The 15,311-nt window shown below is 36.6% G+C and carries 18 protein-coding genes; 16 read left to right on the top strand and 2 right to left on the bottom strand.

Translation table 11 applies throughout. The features are described from left to right. The first annotated feature begins 90 nt into the window (after positions 1–90). The 7 genes from DOK78_RS14900 (at position 91) to DOK78_RS14870 (ending at position 6,940) form a co-directional block, all read left to right on the top strand. A complete protein-coding gene (locus DOK78_RS14900; protein WP_207942086.1) occupies positions 91–1,170 on the top strand; it encodes a MupG family TIM beta-alpha barrel fold protein in 1,080 nt (359 codons plus the stop codon). Further along, positions 1,157–2,053 (top strand): N-acetylmuramic acid 6-phosphate etherase, encoded by an 897-nt coding sequence (gene murQ, locus DOK78_RS14895; RefSeq protein ID WP_207942087.1) that lies wholly within the window; start codon positions 1,157–1,159, stop codon positions 2,051–2,053. Before DOK78_RS14900 ends, murQ begins: the two co-directional genes overlap by 14 nt. A 16-nt stretch (positions 2,054–2,069) precedes the next feature. Beyond that, complete coding sequence (locus DOK78_RS14890) at positions 2,070–3,503, top strand: PTS transporter subunit EIIC (protein ID WP_207942088.1); 1,434 nt, start codon at positions 2,070–2,072, stop codon at positions 3,501–3,503. Continuing rightward, on the top strand, positions 3,503–4,120 hold the full coding sequence (locus tag DOK78_RS14885; RefSeq protein ID WP_207942089.1) for an HAD family hydrolase: 618 nt from the start codon (positions 3,503–3,505) through the stop codon (positions 4,118–4,120). The genes DOK78_RS14890 and DOK78_RS14885 overlap by 1 nt, the downstream gene beginning before the upstream one ends. 60 nt (positions 4,121–4,180) lie before the next feature. Beyond that, positions 4,181–5,029: a MurR/RpiR family transcriptional regulator gene (locus DOK78_RS14880; protein ID WP_207942090.1), complete on the top strand. Its 849-nt coding sequence runs from the start codon at positions 4,181–4,183 to the stop codon at positions 5,027–5,029. A 12-nt stretch (positions 5,030–5,041) separates the two neighbouring features. Then, positions 5,042–6,037, top strand: coding sequence for a dTDP-glucose 4,6-dehydratase (gene rfbB, locus DOK78_RS14875; RefSeq protein ID WP_207942091.1), 996 nt, complete (start codon positions 5,042–5,044; stop codon positions 6,035–6,037). 324 nt (positions 6,038–6,361) lie between these two features. Beyond that, entirely contained in the window at positions 6,362–6,940 is a 579-nt protein-coding gene (locus tag DOK78_RS14870; RefSeq protein ID WP_207942092.1) for a VanZ family protein, read from the top strand. Positions 6,941–6,954: 14 nt separating this feature from the next. Here DOK78_RS14870 and DOK78_RS14865 read toward each other — a convergent pair whose 3' ends face one another. After that, positions 6,955–8,073 carry a GGDEF domain-containing protein gene (locus DOK78_RS14865; RefSeq protein ID WP_207942093.1) on the bottom strand — a complete coding sequence of 373 codons (1,119 nt, stop codon included), beginning with the start codon at positions 8,071–8,073 and terminating at the stop codon, positions 6,955–6,957. Between the two features lie 109 nt (positions 8,074–8,182). Beyond that, positions 8,183–8,995, bottom strand: a complete 813-nt coding sequence (locus tag DOK78_RS14860) for a hypothetical protein (protein WP_207942094.1) — start codon at positions 8,993–8,995, stop codon at positions 8,183–8,185. 180 nt (positions 8,996–9,175) lie between these two features. On the opposite strand from DOK78_RS14860, the gene DOK78_RS14855 reads away from it, so the two are divergent. From DOK78_RS14855 to DOK78_RS14815, 9 genes are all read left to right on the top strand, one after another. Beyond that, positions 9,176–9,655: an RNA polymerase sigma factor gene (locus DOK78_RS14855; protein ID WP_207942095.1), complete on the top strand. Its 480-nt coding sequence runs from the start codon at positions 9,176–9,178 to the stop codon at positions 9,653–9,655. Between the two features lie 75 nt (positions 9,656–9,730). Continuing rightward, positions 9,731–9,937 (top strand): hypothetical protein, encoded by a 207-nt coding sequence (locus tag DOK78_RS14850; RefSeq protein ID WP_207942096.1) that lies wholly within the window; start codon positions 9,731–9,733, stop codon positions 9,935–9,937. A gap of 12 nt (positions 9,938–9,949) precedes the next feature. Next, on the top strand, positions 9,950–10,162 hold the full coding sequence (locus DOK78_RS14845; RefSeq protein ID WP_207942097.1) for a DUF2922 domain-containing protein: 213 nt from the start codon (positions 9,950–9,952) through the stop codon (positions 10,160–10,162). 51 nt (positions 10,163–10,213) lie between these two features. Beyond that, a complete protein-coding gene (locus tag DOK78_RS14840; RefSeq protein ID WP_207942098.1) occupies positions 10,214–11,053 on the top strand; it encodes a glycoside hydrolase family 25 protein in 840 nt (279 codons plus the stop codon). 129 nt (positions 11,054–11,182) lie between these two features. Beyond that, positions 11,183–11,797, top strand: coding sequence for a DUF1361 domain-containing protein (locus DOK78_RS14835; RefSeq protein ID WP_243430699.1), 615 nt, complete (start codon positions 11,183–11,185; stop codon positions 11,795–11,797). Positions 11,798–11,941: 144 nt separating this feature from the next. Further along, on the top strand, positions 11,942–12,958 hold the full coding sequence (locus DOK78_RS14830) for a lipoate--protein ligase (RefSeq protein ID WP_207942099.1): 1,017 nt from the start codon (positions 11,942–11,944) through the stop codon (positions 12,956–12,958). Between the two features lie 9 nt (positions 12,959–12,967). Beyond that, positions 12,968–13,690, top strand: coding sequence for an ATP-binding cassette domain-containing protein (locus DOK78_RS14825; protein ID WP_207942100.1), 723 nt, complete (start codon positions 12,968–12,970; stop codon positions 13,688–13,690). Beyond that, positions 13,687–14,358: a methionine ABC transporter permease gene (locus DOK78_RS14820; protein ID WP_207942101.1), complete on the top strand. Its 672-nt coding sequence runs from the start codon at positions 13,687–13,689 to the stop codon at positions 14,356–14,358. Before DOK78_RS14825 ends, DOK78_RS14820 begins: the two co-directional genes overlap by 4 nt. 8 nt (positions 14,359–14,366) lie before the next feature. Continuing rightward, on the top strand, positions 14,367–15,200 hold the full coding sequence (locus DOK78_RS14815; protein WP_207942102.1) for a MetQ/NlpA family ABC transporter substrate-binding protein: 834 nt from the start codon (positions 14,367–14,369) through the stop codon (positions 15,198–15,200). Positions 15,201–15,311 lie beyond the last annotated feature (111 nt).

The following is a 15,311-nucleotide window of genomic DNA, read 5'->3' as shown; positions in this document are numbered from 1 at the left end:
TTCTTTTATATTTTAAAAACATAAAAATATTTGAAATTAAATTTCTTTTAGTTTATAATGTAAGCGTATTAAAGAAAGGGGCGTGAGGTTGTGTTAGGTTTTTCCGTATTCTTAGGAGATGAGTTTCAAGAGTCTAAGCGATTGTATATTGAAAAAATGTTTCATAGTGGATTTAAGCGAGTGTTTACTTCGTTGCACATTCCAGAAGATGATGAGTCACGGATGGTAGCTAATTTGAAAGAGCTTTGTAAACTTACGAAGGCATTTAATTGTTCATTAATGGTTGATATTTCGAGTGATGGTTTGCGACGACTTCAGATTGATTTGAATGATGAACAGATGATAGCTCAACTTTTGTCTTTGGGTGTGACTGGAATTCGGATGGATTATGGGATTGATTTTCAAACGATTGCTAGGGTTTCACAACAGTTAGTCGTTGGTTTGAATGCATCGACGTTAACAGAGGCGGATGTTGAAGAGTTAGTTAACTATCAAGCGAATTTTGAGAATATGGAATTATGGCACAATTATTATCCTCGGCCTGAAACGGGTTTATCTGAACCTTATTTACACACATTAAATCAGAAATGGCGAAAATTAGGTTTTAAAATTATAGCGTTTGTTCCAGGAGATAAAAATTTACGTGGACCATTACATGCGGGGTTGCCAACGTTAGAGGGTCATCGTTTGAAGCATCCGTTAGTTGCGGCAGTGGATTTATTACAAAATTATGCTTGTGATGAGGTTTGTATTGGTGATGAAGGATTAAGAGAACAGACGCAACAGCAATTTATTGCGTATTTCAAAGAGCAAAAGGTTGTTTTACCGGTGCAAATAATTGATGAGACACATCGTGAGCTATTTATTGGAACCCATACGAATCGAGTGGATGATGCGCGTGATGTCTTACGGAGTCAGGAGGCACGATTCAAACAATTACCACTGATTATGCCAAATGGTAGCGTATCGAGAGTCAAAGGTAGTGTGACGCTGGATAATCAGAAGTATTTGCGTTATATGGGAGAGCTTCAAATCAGTAAACGGGATTTACCAGCGGATGAAAAGGTAAATGTCGTGGCAAAAGTAATAGATTCAGAGGTAGACCTTCTTACATGTGTATTACCAGGTTATCGATTTGAATTAGTAGAAAGTGGGAATGACAATGAGTAATTTAGAGAATTTAACAACAGAAACAAGAAATCCGAAGACGATGCATCTGGATCAGATGACGATTATGGATGTATTACAGACAATGAATGAGGAAGATCGCCAAGTGCCACTGGCGATTGAAAAAGTGATGCCACAAATCGAAACCGTTGTGGCTCAAATTATTCAAGCCTTTAATAAGCAGGGACGATTGATTTATATGGGGGCTGGAACAAGTGGTCGGTTAGGTGTGTTGGATGCGGCTGAATGTGTGCCAACTTTTGGTACAGATCCTGAGATGGTACAAGGTTTGATTGCGGGTGGGATGAAGGCAATGACAGTGGCGGTAGAAGGTGCAGAAGACTCAGAGGAGTTGGGTCGTAAGGATTTAGAAGCTATTTCATTAACGGCAAATGATATTGTGGTTGGGATTGCGGCTAGTGGTCGGACACCTTATGTGATTGGTGGTTTAGATTATGCAACTGAAATTGGTGCAACGACTGCGACAATTTCATGTAATACAGATGCGGCAATTAGTCATCATGCGACCTATCCGATTGAAGTTGAAGTGGGGCCAGAAGTTTTAACGGGTTCAACACGTTTAAAATCAGGAACTGCTCAAAAATTAGTTTTAAACATGTTATCTACAGTTTCAATGATTGGTATTGGGAAGGTGTACAAAAATTTAATGGTCGATGTTCGTCCAACGAATGAAAAATTAGTGGAACGTGCCAAACGAATTATCATGCAAGCAACGGAATGTTCCTATGAAGTAGCTGAAGCAGCTTTTGAGGCAGCCGATGAAAATGTGAAGTTGGCGATTGTGATGATTTTGACTGGAGAAACAAAAGAACTAGCATCTGAAAAGTTACTGGCAGCGAACGGATTTATTCGTCAAACATTATAAAAGGGGGAAATAAAAAATGGCAGACAAAAATCAACAAATTGCACAAGGGATTTATGACCATGTAGGTGGAATGAACAATGTGAATAAGATTGTTCATTGTATGACTCGTGTGCGTATGGAAATTCGCGATTACAGTTTGGTTGATATTGAAGGATTGAAAAAAGTTCCTGGGGTAATGGGCGTTGTAGAAGATGATACGTTACAAGTGGTTGTTGGTCCAGGTACAGTAAATAAGGTAGCTCAATATATGGTCGATATGGCAGGTGTTGCTTTAGGAGAAACGTTACCTTCACAAGCATCTGTAAGTGGACGGACTGCTGTCGAAGAAAAGGCGGCTCAGACAAAAGCTGCTGTGAAACAGAAAAATCAAAAACCATGGTCGAAGGCATTGAAAGCTATTGCGAATATTTTTGTTCCGTTGATTCCAGCATTTGTTGGTGCCGGGATTATTGGTGGTGTTGCTTCCATTCTAAAAAACTTAATGGCAGCAGGACAGCTTTCGGGTGATATGTGGGTCAACATTGCAACAGTTTGTGGCATTATTCAAAGTGGTGTGTTTACTTATTTAGTGATTTATGTTGGGATTAATAGTGCGCGTGAATTTGGGGCATCACCGAGTTTAGGTGGGGTTATCGGTGGTGTAACCACTCTGGCAGGAATGAGTCCTGATGCGCCATTAACAAATATTTTTACTGGTCAACCGCTTGCTGCGGGACAAGGCGGCGTGATTGGGGTCATTATTGCTGTTTATTTAATGTCTTTAATTGAAAAACGATTGCACAAAGTGATTCCCGAATCTGTTGACATTATTGTGACGCCAGTAATTACTTTATTGATTATGGGCTTGGCAACGATTTTCTTGATTATGCCGTTAGCTGGTTTTATTTCAAATGGTTTAGTTGGCGGAATTAACTGGGTTCTAAATGTAGGTGGCGCATTCTCTGGTTTTGTGTTAGGAGCAGCATTCTTACCAATGGTTATGTTTGGTTTACACCAAATTTTGACTCCTATTCATTTGCAAATGATTGAAAGTGGTGGCAGTACTTTATTATTACCAATTTTAGCGATGGCAGGTGCTGGTCAAGTGGGTGCAGCAATCGCTTTATGGGTCAAATGTTACCGCAATAAATCTCTGGTGGAACTAATTAAAGGGGCATTACCAGTTGGGATTTTAGGAATTGGTGAACCTTTGATTTATGGTGTGACTTTGCCTTTAGGTCGTCCATTTATCACTGCTTGTATTGGTGGCGGTATTGGCGGTGCAGTCATCGGGTTATTTGGTAATGTGGGCGCAACTTCTATTGGACCAAGTGGCGTGGCATTAATTCCTTTGATTGCTAATGGTCATTGGTTGAACTATATTATTGGATTGCTTGCAGGATATGCGGGTGGTTTTGTTATGACGTATCTATTTGGTACCACGAAAGAAATGCAAATAGGAGAAGCTTAATGAAAAAAGCAGTCATTTTTGATATGGATGGCGTCATTGTTTTCTCAGAAAGTCACTATCGTCAACGGCGTAAACTATTTTTTGCTCAACATGATATTCTTTTAACAGATGAGTTTCAAAAAAAATTAGTAGGTTCTAATTCACGAGATATGTTTGAACTATTAATTGAAGATGTAGAAAAACGAAAGTGGTTGATTGAACAGTATGCAGAGTTTCGTGCGAATTATCCGATTGACTATCGTGAAATTTTTAATGCGGAAATGGTGCCAACGTTAGAAGCGTTAGCCAATCAAGGTATACGGATGGCTGTTGCGTCTTCGTCCTCCTTAGAAAATATTCAAATGATTTTAACAGAAAATCAGATTTTATCGTATTTTGAATTGTTAGTCAGTGGAGATAAATTTCAACGAAGTAAACCTAATCCAGAAATCTATCAGTATACGGTGAAAAAATTAGATTTAACACCAGATGACTGTTTAGTGGTAGAAGATTCTTCAATTGGTATTTCTGCTGCTGTAAATGCTGATTTAGAGGTTTTGGCATTAAATAATGATGACCCTGCAGCAACTGTTCCGATTCAATCGGTGAGTGAAGTGTTGAAATATATCGAATTATAGAGCATACGAACTGTATGCTCTTTCTTTTTTATTGTATGATACACGTAGGGAGGACAGGAAATGAATATTTTATTTAGCATTCAAAATCAATTAGATGAATTATCGAAAACGGAAAAAAAATTAGCTGAGTGGATTTTGGCGCATTCCTCAGAAGTCATTCATATGAGTGCCAAAGCGTTATCTGCAGCAGCTGGAGCGAGTCCATCGACTGTGGTGCGTTTGTGTTACTCTTTGGGGTTGGAGGGTTTTCCTGATTTAAAATTAAAACTTTCGGCGAGTTTACCGCAAATCAATCAAGAGTTGTATTCTGATATTACACCTGATGAAGATATTGAGACGATCAAACGCAAGATTAAATTGCGAGTAGTTGACGGTATTGAAAAAAATTGTGAGCTGTTAGAAAATCAATCGATTGAAGATGTTTTAGCTTTATTGGAAGGAACAGATTTTATTTACACGTATGGAATTGGTGCATCGGGAGCAGTGGCGGATGATTTTTGTCAAAAATTTTTACGAATTGGACGCAAAGCGATGTTTCACCAAGATGCTCATTTGCTAGCAACGACAATGGTTACCAATGAAACGCCGTCTTTTCTTTTTTTAGTATCTAATTCTGGAGAAAAAAAAGCTGTAAATAGTTTGGCACATGTAGCCAAGGCAAACGGTATAGCAGTTGTTAGTATGACAAGTCAAAAAAAATCAACTTTAGCGAAATTATCAGATATTGTTGTACATATTGCGGATGGAGGAGAAGCACCGTTACGTAGTTCGGCAACTAATTCTCTTCTAGTACAGTTGTATACTGTAGATGTTTTATTTTCTGTTTATGCTTCTAAACATTATGACAAGACAATCAAACAGTTAGAAGAAACGAAACGAGCAATCGATGTGTTGGAAAGTTATACATAAGGAGGATATTTGATGAAACGGATTTTGGTGACAGGGGGTGCGGGTTTTATTGGTTCAAATTTTGTGCGTTATGTTGCAACAAATCAATCTGAAATTCACATAACCGTTCTAGATAAATTGACTTATGCAGGCAACCAAGCGAATTTGCCTGTCTCTAATAAGGTAGAATTAGTTGTGGGCGATATTTGTGATGCTGATTTGGTAGAACGATTAGTCCAAAAAAGTGATGCCGTCATTCACTTTGCTGCGGAATCACATAACGATCACTCACTAACAAATCCAGCTCCTTTTGTGCAAACGAATATTGTAGGAACGTATACCTTAATTGAAGCCTGTCGAAAGTTTGACGTCCGTTATCATCATGTCTCAACCGATGAAGTTTATGGCGATCTAGCACTAGAGGATTCACAAAAATTCACGCCTGAAACACCCTATAATCCATCCAGTCCTTATGCAGCAACCAAAGCGAGTTCGGATTTATTAGTGAAGGCTTGGGTCCGTTCATTTGGCTTACGCGCAACGATTTCGAATTGTTCAAATAATTATGGGCCGTATCAACATATTGAAAAGTTTATTCCACGACAAATTACCAATATTTTAAATGGGCAACGGCCTAAACTTTATGGAGACGGAAAAAATGTCCGTGATTGGATTCATGTAGAGGATCATTCAAGAGCTGTCTGGTTGATTTTAACCAACGGACAAATCGGTGACACTTATTTAATTGGTGCAGAGGGAGAAGCGGATAATAAAACAGTATTAGCAACGATTCTAACCTTGATGCAACAATCGCCAGAAGCCTATGAACCTGTAGCAGATCGTCCAGGGCATGATTTGCGTTATGCGATTGATGCGACGAAATTAAAAGAAGAATTAGGCTGGCAACCGCAATTTACGGATTTTCGTTCCGGCCTTGAAAGCACAATTGAATGGTATCGAAAAAACCGTAAATGGTGGGAAAAAGAAAAGATAGCCGTCGAAAAGCTGTATACTCAAAGAAAACAATAATTTTAGGAAATATCAGAAGGGCGGTTAGTCATTTCTGATATTTTTGGTTTTCGAGAAATAAATCAACGTCCCTAATCTATATACACAGACTGCACCAATAATTAATTCTCATAGTAATTGATTCAAAAAAATTTCGGTAAGAATACCTAGAATGCAACAAGCATTCTAAATGGCATCAGGTAATTAGCCAAGTGTATCATATTAGGTAACGTACCATGGATTGTTCAGTCAATTCTTATACTTTTTATAAAAAGCCATTTTTTCAGCATCTAGGGTATGTTTCTTTGTTAAACTAATCTCAACTACTATCAAGGAGGGCTGCGGATGACACGGTTCGTCAAAAGTATTTTAGGTCTCATTGCTTCATGTATTCTTGGATATGGTGTGATCCAATACATCGCCTATCCGACATTGCTACAATACGATCGGTTTGTTCATATGATGGAGCGCTTTGCTTATACCAAAGAAACGTTGACTCTTTTTTTAATTTTGAGTTGTTGGCTATTTTATTTGCAATTGTTGTTTAAACGGTTTTCAGCCATTTATTTGTATTTGGTATACAGCGTCTACTTGTTTTTATTATTTGTTGTTTTGTTTACCAAAGCACCACAATATCATACATTTAGCTGGGAAATATTTGACTTTCTAGTGAGAGATAAGAAAACAATGTTAGAGGCACTACTAAATATCTTGTATTTTATTCCTTTAGGCGGATTATATGGCTTAAAAGCAAACTGGTGGGAGTTTGGAATTATTGCTTTATTAACTATTTTAGGGATTGAGACGATTCAATATGTGTTTTATATTGGAACCTTTGCATTAAGTGACATTATTTTAAATTTTATCGGTTGTTCGATTGGTTATAGTATTTGTTTAGGGTTGAAAAAATATACTGTCATATAAAAAACAGCAGTGATTCATAAAGAATCATTGCTGTTTTTTTGATAGATTCGAATGTGATTTCTGCCTGCATGTTTGGCTTCATAGAGAGCTGCATCCGCATATTGCATCGTTTCTATTCCGTTGTAATGATAAGGTTCATTTGTTTCAATCCCCACAGAAAACGTAACAGAATAATTTGCTTCACGTAATAAACGATGTCTTGTTTCATAAACATTTTTAAAAAATGTCAGATGTTTCTGCGCATCTTCTTTAGAACAATTAAAGAATAATACACAGAATTCTTCGCCACCAAAACGGTAAATATTGAAATATTGTTGTCCAATCTTGTTGGTTAATGTTGCTGTTAACAGACTTGAAAATTCTTTCAAAATATCATTGCCTGCGTTATGTCCAAAGGTATCATTTAATTTTTTGAAATAATCCAAATCAATCATTGCCAAAGCGTATGCTTGTTGTTTTGTTTCATATTCTTGTAAATCTATTCCTAATTTTTGGAAATTATAAACGCCAGTTAGCGCATCTGTTTGTCCTTGATGAATCATTTCTTCAATGGCGGCTTTTTCTGAAAGCTCTAAGCGATGAAGCAGCCATAGAATAAAGGTGGCAAGCAAGCTACCTAGATAAATCAAGGTGCTATCTATCCAGGTAGTATATGTTTCCTGAAAAAATAAGGGGAATATAGAAATTACTAGCCACTTCCACGTAAAACTTAAACAGACGTTACCGACTGGTGGAATCTTAGAAAAGCTTTTCATAATCAACGCAAATAGGAATAAAGCGGTACCTAAAAGAGCAATTTGTATTTCTTCATAGTCGATAGCCTTGTCTACCAATAAGTAGTAAATAGTTATTAAAGATGGAGGAGCTAAAAACATCCAGTGACCATGTTTTTTGAAGAAGTAATAGGCCATAACTGTTTCGATAACAAATGTATAACTATAAAATCCAAGAAGGTTATAGGAAAATTTTAATGTGACGTATGCGTAAACTATGTATAGAATGACCATAGTGACTATTTGTAGAATCGGAGTTTTTACGATGATAGTCAGTTGCTTAATGATAAAAGAGAACGCAATAATGACACTTAAAAGAATAATCGGCATGACAAACAAAATGAGTGTGTATTTCTCCATCGAGTGCACGACTCCTTAATAAATTCAATCGTTTACAAAAATAAAAAACGCTTGTGCATTCAATTTAGCAATAATTTTTAAAAAAAGTCAATGAAAGAAACTGATAACTTCAAAGTTCGATGGAATACCGACGATGAAGTTCTTTTTTTGCTTTCTTTTGGCTATCTGCGTCTTGAAATTTAGAATAGATGCGGAAAAAGTCATGTTGATAACCTGGAATATGTTGAAATTCGAGACTTTTTAAAATATCGCGTGTTTCAACAGAAGAGGTAATATTCAAAAATTCCAATAAACTTGTGGTACTGCGCGTTCCACGACAATCATGTTCACGTTTAATAATTGCGTGGGCAAAAAAAGCTTTTTTCATCCCATTTTTTAAACTAGCACTATTTTTGGAGGCCGCTAATGCAAATAAATTTTCAAAACAAACAATTGTTTGCTGTTTTTGCGTAATTAATGAGTGAATGCGTCCAGGATTTAACCAGATGGTCTCACTGTCATCGACTTTTGCTGTGGGAAATAAACTGTAATTTTCATTAGCCACAGGCGTTAGCCGTTCTTTTTTATTTGTCATATACCCTAATGCTTTGCGATAGATGGGATACTCCATATGTTCTAAATTCTGTAATAATTTACAGACAATATTGAAAGGCTGATCTTCCACTAATAAGACGTATTCTCTATATATCACGCAAGATGCTCCCCATAATGGGCGATTAACGGGAATAATTGCATAAATTTCTTCTAAAAAATCTGCTTGGGAGCTAAGAGAAATGTTCTCAATTAGTTGATAAATATCAATTGGTGCTTGATCAGCAGCTGTTGAAAATGCTGGTAGACTCTCTAGTTTTGGGCGATATTCTCTAGAAAAAGAGGGGATTTTCTTTCTCTTTTTGGATTCGTCCGATTTTGAATAAGTCATTTAATCAACTCCTAATAATTATTTTTTGAACAGGATTTATTGAAAGTATTATACAACAAAACCGCTATCTTTTAAGCATTATTTGTAAAAAAATGCAAATAAAACAATTAACGTTTTTTAATTTATTCTTCTATACTCGAACTACCTCGAGGAATAAAACGAATAAAGGAAGAAACAACAATGAAACAACAAGAATTAGAACAATTAGTTCAGGATTATCAAGGGCTTTTTTATAAAGTATTACGCCGATGTAGTATTTTTCCAGGGCAAACTGATTTTGAGGATTATTTTCAAGAATTGCGAATTCTCTTCTTTTTACGAGCGGAAAAATATGAATCACGAGGGTATTTTGAAGCAGAAAACAACATTAGTTACTTGTTTCGATATTTATTGTGGTACCTCATTGATGAAAAACGGAAAGAACAAAAAGCAGGAATCAAAGTACAAGACGAATTTCTTTTAGAGATACAAATTGAGGAAGCGGATTATGATACGCTAGCTGAATTGGCGGAATTTGAAACGTTTTACCATCAATTGAAAGCAAAAGATCAACAAAAAGTTGTTGCATTATTGACCGATGAAAAGCTATCGCGTCAAAGTCGTAGTCGATATCGAAAATATTTTCGTGAGAACTTTAAATTATTTTTCAAAAAGGTGTGACATTCGTTTGACGATTTCCGTTTATAGAAGTGTAAGGCGCGCAACTTACTACCAAAATTCAAGGAGGTTGTTTTTATGAAAACACATAGTCAAACAAAATTAACTGTTCAATTTACCCAAGAGGGAGAGGACAAAACACTAAAGCAAAATTTTGCGAATGTGATTGCTGATCCGACTGAGGCGCAAGTCTTAGCTTTAGGTGATGTAGTGGCTAGTCTGGCACCAGATACGGTAACACTTGATACGGTGATTGAAACAGTTGAATACGAGTATAATAAATAGGAGGAAGATGAGATGAAAAAATTACATTTAACATTTACCAATAGTGAAGGCAAAGCACACAAATTAATCCCCACAGTTGCGGCAGAAGACTTAACAGAAGCGCAAGTGAAAGCTGCAATGCAACAATTTACTGAATTAAATTTATTTGAAAAAGATGGTCTTGGTTTGTATCAAGAAGCGACCAGTGCCAAATACGTCGAAACAATTGAAACCATCTTGTTTTAAAAAGGTAAGCGAGGGGTGAAAACTCCTCGCTTTTTATAAAGGAGGATGAGAATGATTCCAAAACCAATTATTTTAGATATTAGTGAATGGCAGCTACCTAGTCAAATGAATTACGATCAGTTGGCAAAACAAATTGCAGGTGTGATTATTCGGGTGCAATATGGCTCGAATTATGTCGATAAACATTATCAAACTCATTTACGCGAGTTTCAAAAACGTGGGATACCAACCGCTGTCTATGCGTGGGTTCGAGGGACTTCATTGAATGATATGGAACAGGAAGCGTCCGATTTTTATCAACGTGCCAAGGCATTTCAGCCGGTTTTTTGGTGGATGGATGTCGAAGAGCAATCAATGGCGAATATGCGCGAGGGGTGCGAACGTTATCGGGCGAAATTGAAGCAATTAGGTGCCAAAAAAGTTGGTGTTTATGTTGCCAATCATTTGTATCAGCAGTTTAATTTAAACGTCAGCAAGTTTGACGGTCTCTGGGTACCAACATATGGTCAAAATAATGGACAATATACAGGTGCCAATCCGACTGCTACCAACGCCTATCATCTGCATCAATACACTTCAGCAGGAATGTTACAGGGCTATGCTGGTGAGCTAGATCTTAGCCGCTTAGTTAAAGGCGAGTGGTCCTTTTTCTTTGGTGAAACGTCTGCAAGCAAGCCTAGCAATCAATTCGAATTTTCGACAGATGTTTATTTACGAAAAGCAGCTAGTACCAACGCTGCCTCGCTAGCTTTGTTGAAAAAAGGGGAATGCGTGCTCATTGAAAGCATTCAATTAGCTGAAGGCTATGTTTGGGGAAAACAAAAAAGAATAGATGGCAGTTTTGCTTATGTTGCTTTAGGCGAATGGCGAGGCTATGGTAAATATATTTGATCAAATAAACAATAGTCCCCTAAAATTTTGTTAAAACAGTACGAACTGGTTTTTTATTTTTCAGGAATTAGATTACAATAGAAGGAAAGATAAAAGGAGGGGTGGCTTATTTATACTTGGCTAATCCGTTTGATTACCTTGGGCACGCTAATCGTTACTTGGGAAACACATTTTGATTTTCTTGTGTTAAATACTTTTTTAGCTTATCTGCCGATTGAATGTGCTTTTCAAGTGCAACGTATGAAAAATGGCTACGTACAACTGTTATTTGGTTTTTTATGGCTGTTGTTTTTCCCTAATATTCCTTATTTAGTAACGGATATTGTTCATGCTGATTTATTAGGCTTATACAATAATTTAACAGGAATGAGCTTGGAAACGATTCGCGGTTGGGGATTAATTCTAATTTTGTTTTTAGTTATTTTTGCTTATATTTATTGGGGATTCATGGAGTTTTTCGCATTAATGGCATTAGTCAAAGAAAAATTTCAGTTATCTAAATGGGTGATTATCGGTGCTGTCCCTGTGATTTGTTGGTTATCTTCTATGGCGATGTACGCTGGAAGATTTGCGCCACGCCTACATTCAGTGCATTTTTTTACCAATCCGTTGTACGTGTTAGAAGTGATTTTTGCGCATTGGACGATGAAAAAATTTGAGTTCATCTGTCTATTTTTTTTATTACATCTGGGGATTATTGGTATTTTATGGATTGCCAATGGTCGACAAAAAGAAGCGAATTAGTTCGCTTCTTTTTTTGTCGATAGTGATACAGTATTTTAGTGAAATAGATACAGAAAATTGTGAGCATAATTCTTGCTTATTTTTAATTTTAAAGGGATTATAGAATGAGAAATAAAATCATAAGAAAGTAAAGGTGTTTTGCTTATGCGTTATTATATCATGGAGAGCAGTGATATTCGTTGGAATTTAGCAACAGAAGAGCATTTGATGAACACTGCGGATGTAACAGAACCACTCCTTCTGTTATACATACAAAAACCTTGTGTTATAATCGGACGCAATCAAAATGCGTACGAAGAGATTGATTTTAATTATTTACGTCAACATGACATTACCTTAACCCGTCGTATTTCTGGTGGTGGGGCTGTGTATGATGACTTAGGCAATATGAGTTTTAGTTTTGTAACAAAAAAAGATGACACGACATTTGGTGATTATCGCGGTGTAACCACACCTATTTTGCATGCGCTTCAATCAATGGGCGCAAAGGATGCGACAGTGGGTGGTCGGAATGATTTGTATATTAATGGGATGAAGTTTTCTGGAAATGCAATGTACACTCGTCATGGACGGACGTACTCACATGGAACCTTAATGTATGATGTCGATTTATCGGTATTGGACAAAATTTTGACTGTTTCAAAAGAAAAAATTGAATCCAAAGCAACTAAATCGGTTCGTAAAAGTGTAACCAATGTTAAACCATTCTTAGATGAACAATATCAACAATTAACCACACCAGAATTTCGTGATGCGCTAATTTGCCATATTTATGACGTGGATACACTAGCTGCCGTTCAAGAGAAACAATTTGTTTTAAGCGAAGCCGATAAAGTCGCCATCCAACAATTATTTGATGAGCGTTATGCAAATGATGAGTGGGTTTATGGTGAAGCACCAAAGTTTGAATTCAACCGCCGTACACGGATACCAGGCGTGGGCATTGTGGACATTCATTTATCGACAGAAAAAGGCCGCATTTCAGCCATTCAATTTTTTGGTGATTATTTTGGAACCAAAGATACCACCGACTTGGAAAAAATCTTGTTAGGAACGGTTTTTAAGTATGAAGAATTAGCAGCTGCTTTAAAACAAGTGACTGTCTCAGAATATATTTTAAACTTCACCAATGAAGATTTATTAAATCTGTTAGTGGGTTAGGGGGCTGTCATGTATAGACTAGAGCAGGTATCAAAACGTTATCAAGATACGACAGCCTTACAAGATATTTCATTTTCAGTTGGACAAGGTGAAATTATCGGAGTTGTTGGCAAAAGTGGTTCGGGGAAATCAACATTACTTCGTTTATTAAATTTATTAGAAACACCAAGCCAAGGTAAATTATTTTTGGCAGATAAAGACGTTAGTAAACTTTCTAAAAAAGCCATTCAGCAACAAAAACAAAAAATTGGCATGGTTTTTCAACAATATAATTTATTGAATAATTTAACGGTTAAAGAAAACGTTGCGTTGCCCTTGAAATTAATCGGCAAAAAAGATGAGGCCAAAGTCGTTGAGTTATTGAGTTTTGTGGGGATTAGTCATAAAGCAGACAGCTATCCGGTACAGCTTTCTGGAGGCGAGAAACAACGCGTAGCATTAGCGCGAGCCTTAACGCGCAATCCAGATGTTTTATTGTGTGATGAAGCAACCAGTTCATTAGATGAGGAAAACACCGATGATGTAATTCGCTTGTTACAACGTATCCATGAAGAATTTCCAGTAACGATTTTCTTTGTTAGTCATGAATTGGATACGGTTAAGAAATTATGTGAACGCGTGTTGGTAATGGAAGACAGTCATCTCTTAGGAATTGTGGATAATCAACCAACACAATTAGGTAAAAACGATACTCCTTACTTAGAAAAAGTAAAAAGGAGGCTCGCGCAATGACACTCATAGAAAATATTCAGTATTATTTACCAGAATTTATCCTATCATTGAAACAAACAGGAACGATGATGGGAATTTCAATGTCCTCATGTTTGTTATTTGGGTTACCATTGGGAGTAGCTTTATTCTTATCTAATCCGAATATCAAAGGAAGTCAACCAGCTAGTTATTGGGTATTAAACTTTTTAATTACCCTTGTGCGCTCATTTCCATATTTATTATTTGTGATTACCTTGATTCCAGTGACGCGTTTTATTATTGGTCGGGCATTTGGTCCGGTCCCTGCATCACTACCACTAAGTATTGTTGCTGTCGCAATTTTTGCTCGCTTAGTTGAGCAAGTATTATTAGATGTTCCTGAAGAAATTCGTTTATTGGCTGATTCATTGGGAACATCTAAATGGCAATATATTTGGCATTTTTTATTGGTTGAAGCTAGAAGCGGCATTGTACTCGCGTATACAACGGCTGCTGTCAGCATGGTCTCTTATTCCACTGTCATGGGGATTGTTGGCGGTGGAGGTGTCGGAGATTTTGCCATTCGTTATGGGTACCAAAGTTATCAAACCGGAATTATGTACTTTGCAATCGTCGTGATGGTTGTCATCGTATTTATTATTCAAATGCTGGGAAATTTTATTGCCCGCAAATTAGATAAAAGAAAGTAGGAGAAGAAATGAAGAAAATGTACATCGGAGCTTTATCATTATTAGCGGTAGTTACTTTAGCTGCTTGTGGATCAAACGGGGAAACTGAAAGCAGCAGTAGTAGTGTAGATAAAACAGATAAAGTGATTAAAGTTGCGTCTCAAGCTCCTCCAATGACAGATGTTGTCAAAGTTGCAGCTGAAGTTGCAAAAGAAGATGGTTGGGAAATTGAACTAGTTCAAGTAAACGATAATGTTGCTTACAATGATATGGTTAGCAGCGAAGAAGCAGATGCTAGTTTTGCACAACACAAACCATTTATGGAAAAATATAACAGTGAAAAAGGCACTAATTTAGTTGCGATTCAACCAATTTATGATGCAAAAGTTGGTTTTTATTCTAAAGATTACAAAACAATTGATGAAATTCCTGCTGGCACAAAAGTTGCTATTCCGAATGATGCGTCAAATGAAGGTCGTGCGTTAGCGATTTTAGAAGAACAAGGCTTAATCAAATTAAAAGATGGCGTTGGTGTGAATGGAACAATCAAAGATGTGGAAGAAAATCCTAAAAACTTTGAATGGTTACAAGTAGATTTATTGAATCTAGCAGAAGCATACAGTGAACCAAATGTTTCATTAGTGTATAACTACCCAACATACATTGCAAAAATTGGTTTGAAACCAGCGGATGCCTTGTTCTTAGAAAAAAATATCGATCAACGTTTTACCATTCAATTAGTTGCTCGTGAAGACAATCAAGATTCAGAAAAAATTCAAGCATTGAAAAAAGCGATGACTAGTGATGAAGTACGTTCATTCTTAGAAGATGATCATAGCGATACATTAGTTCCTGCATTTTAATGAATACTGACTCCTTACTCATTGAGTAGGGAGTTCTTTTTTGTTTTTTTATTCGCTATATTTGAATGCGTTCTCTTTTTTTGCGATAATTATAGTAGAAACAAATCTAAA

Origin of the sequence: Enterococcus sp. DIV2402 (assembly GCF_017426705.2) — a bacterium.
In the GTDB taxonomy this organism is placed as follows: domain Bacteria; phylum Bacillota; class Bacilli; order Lactobacillales; family Enterococcaceae; genus Enterococcus_F; species Enterococcus_F lowellii.
The sequence above is the reverse complement of the archived record's forward strand: the minus strand, read 5'-3'. Positions and strand labels throughout refer to the sequence as shown.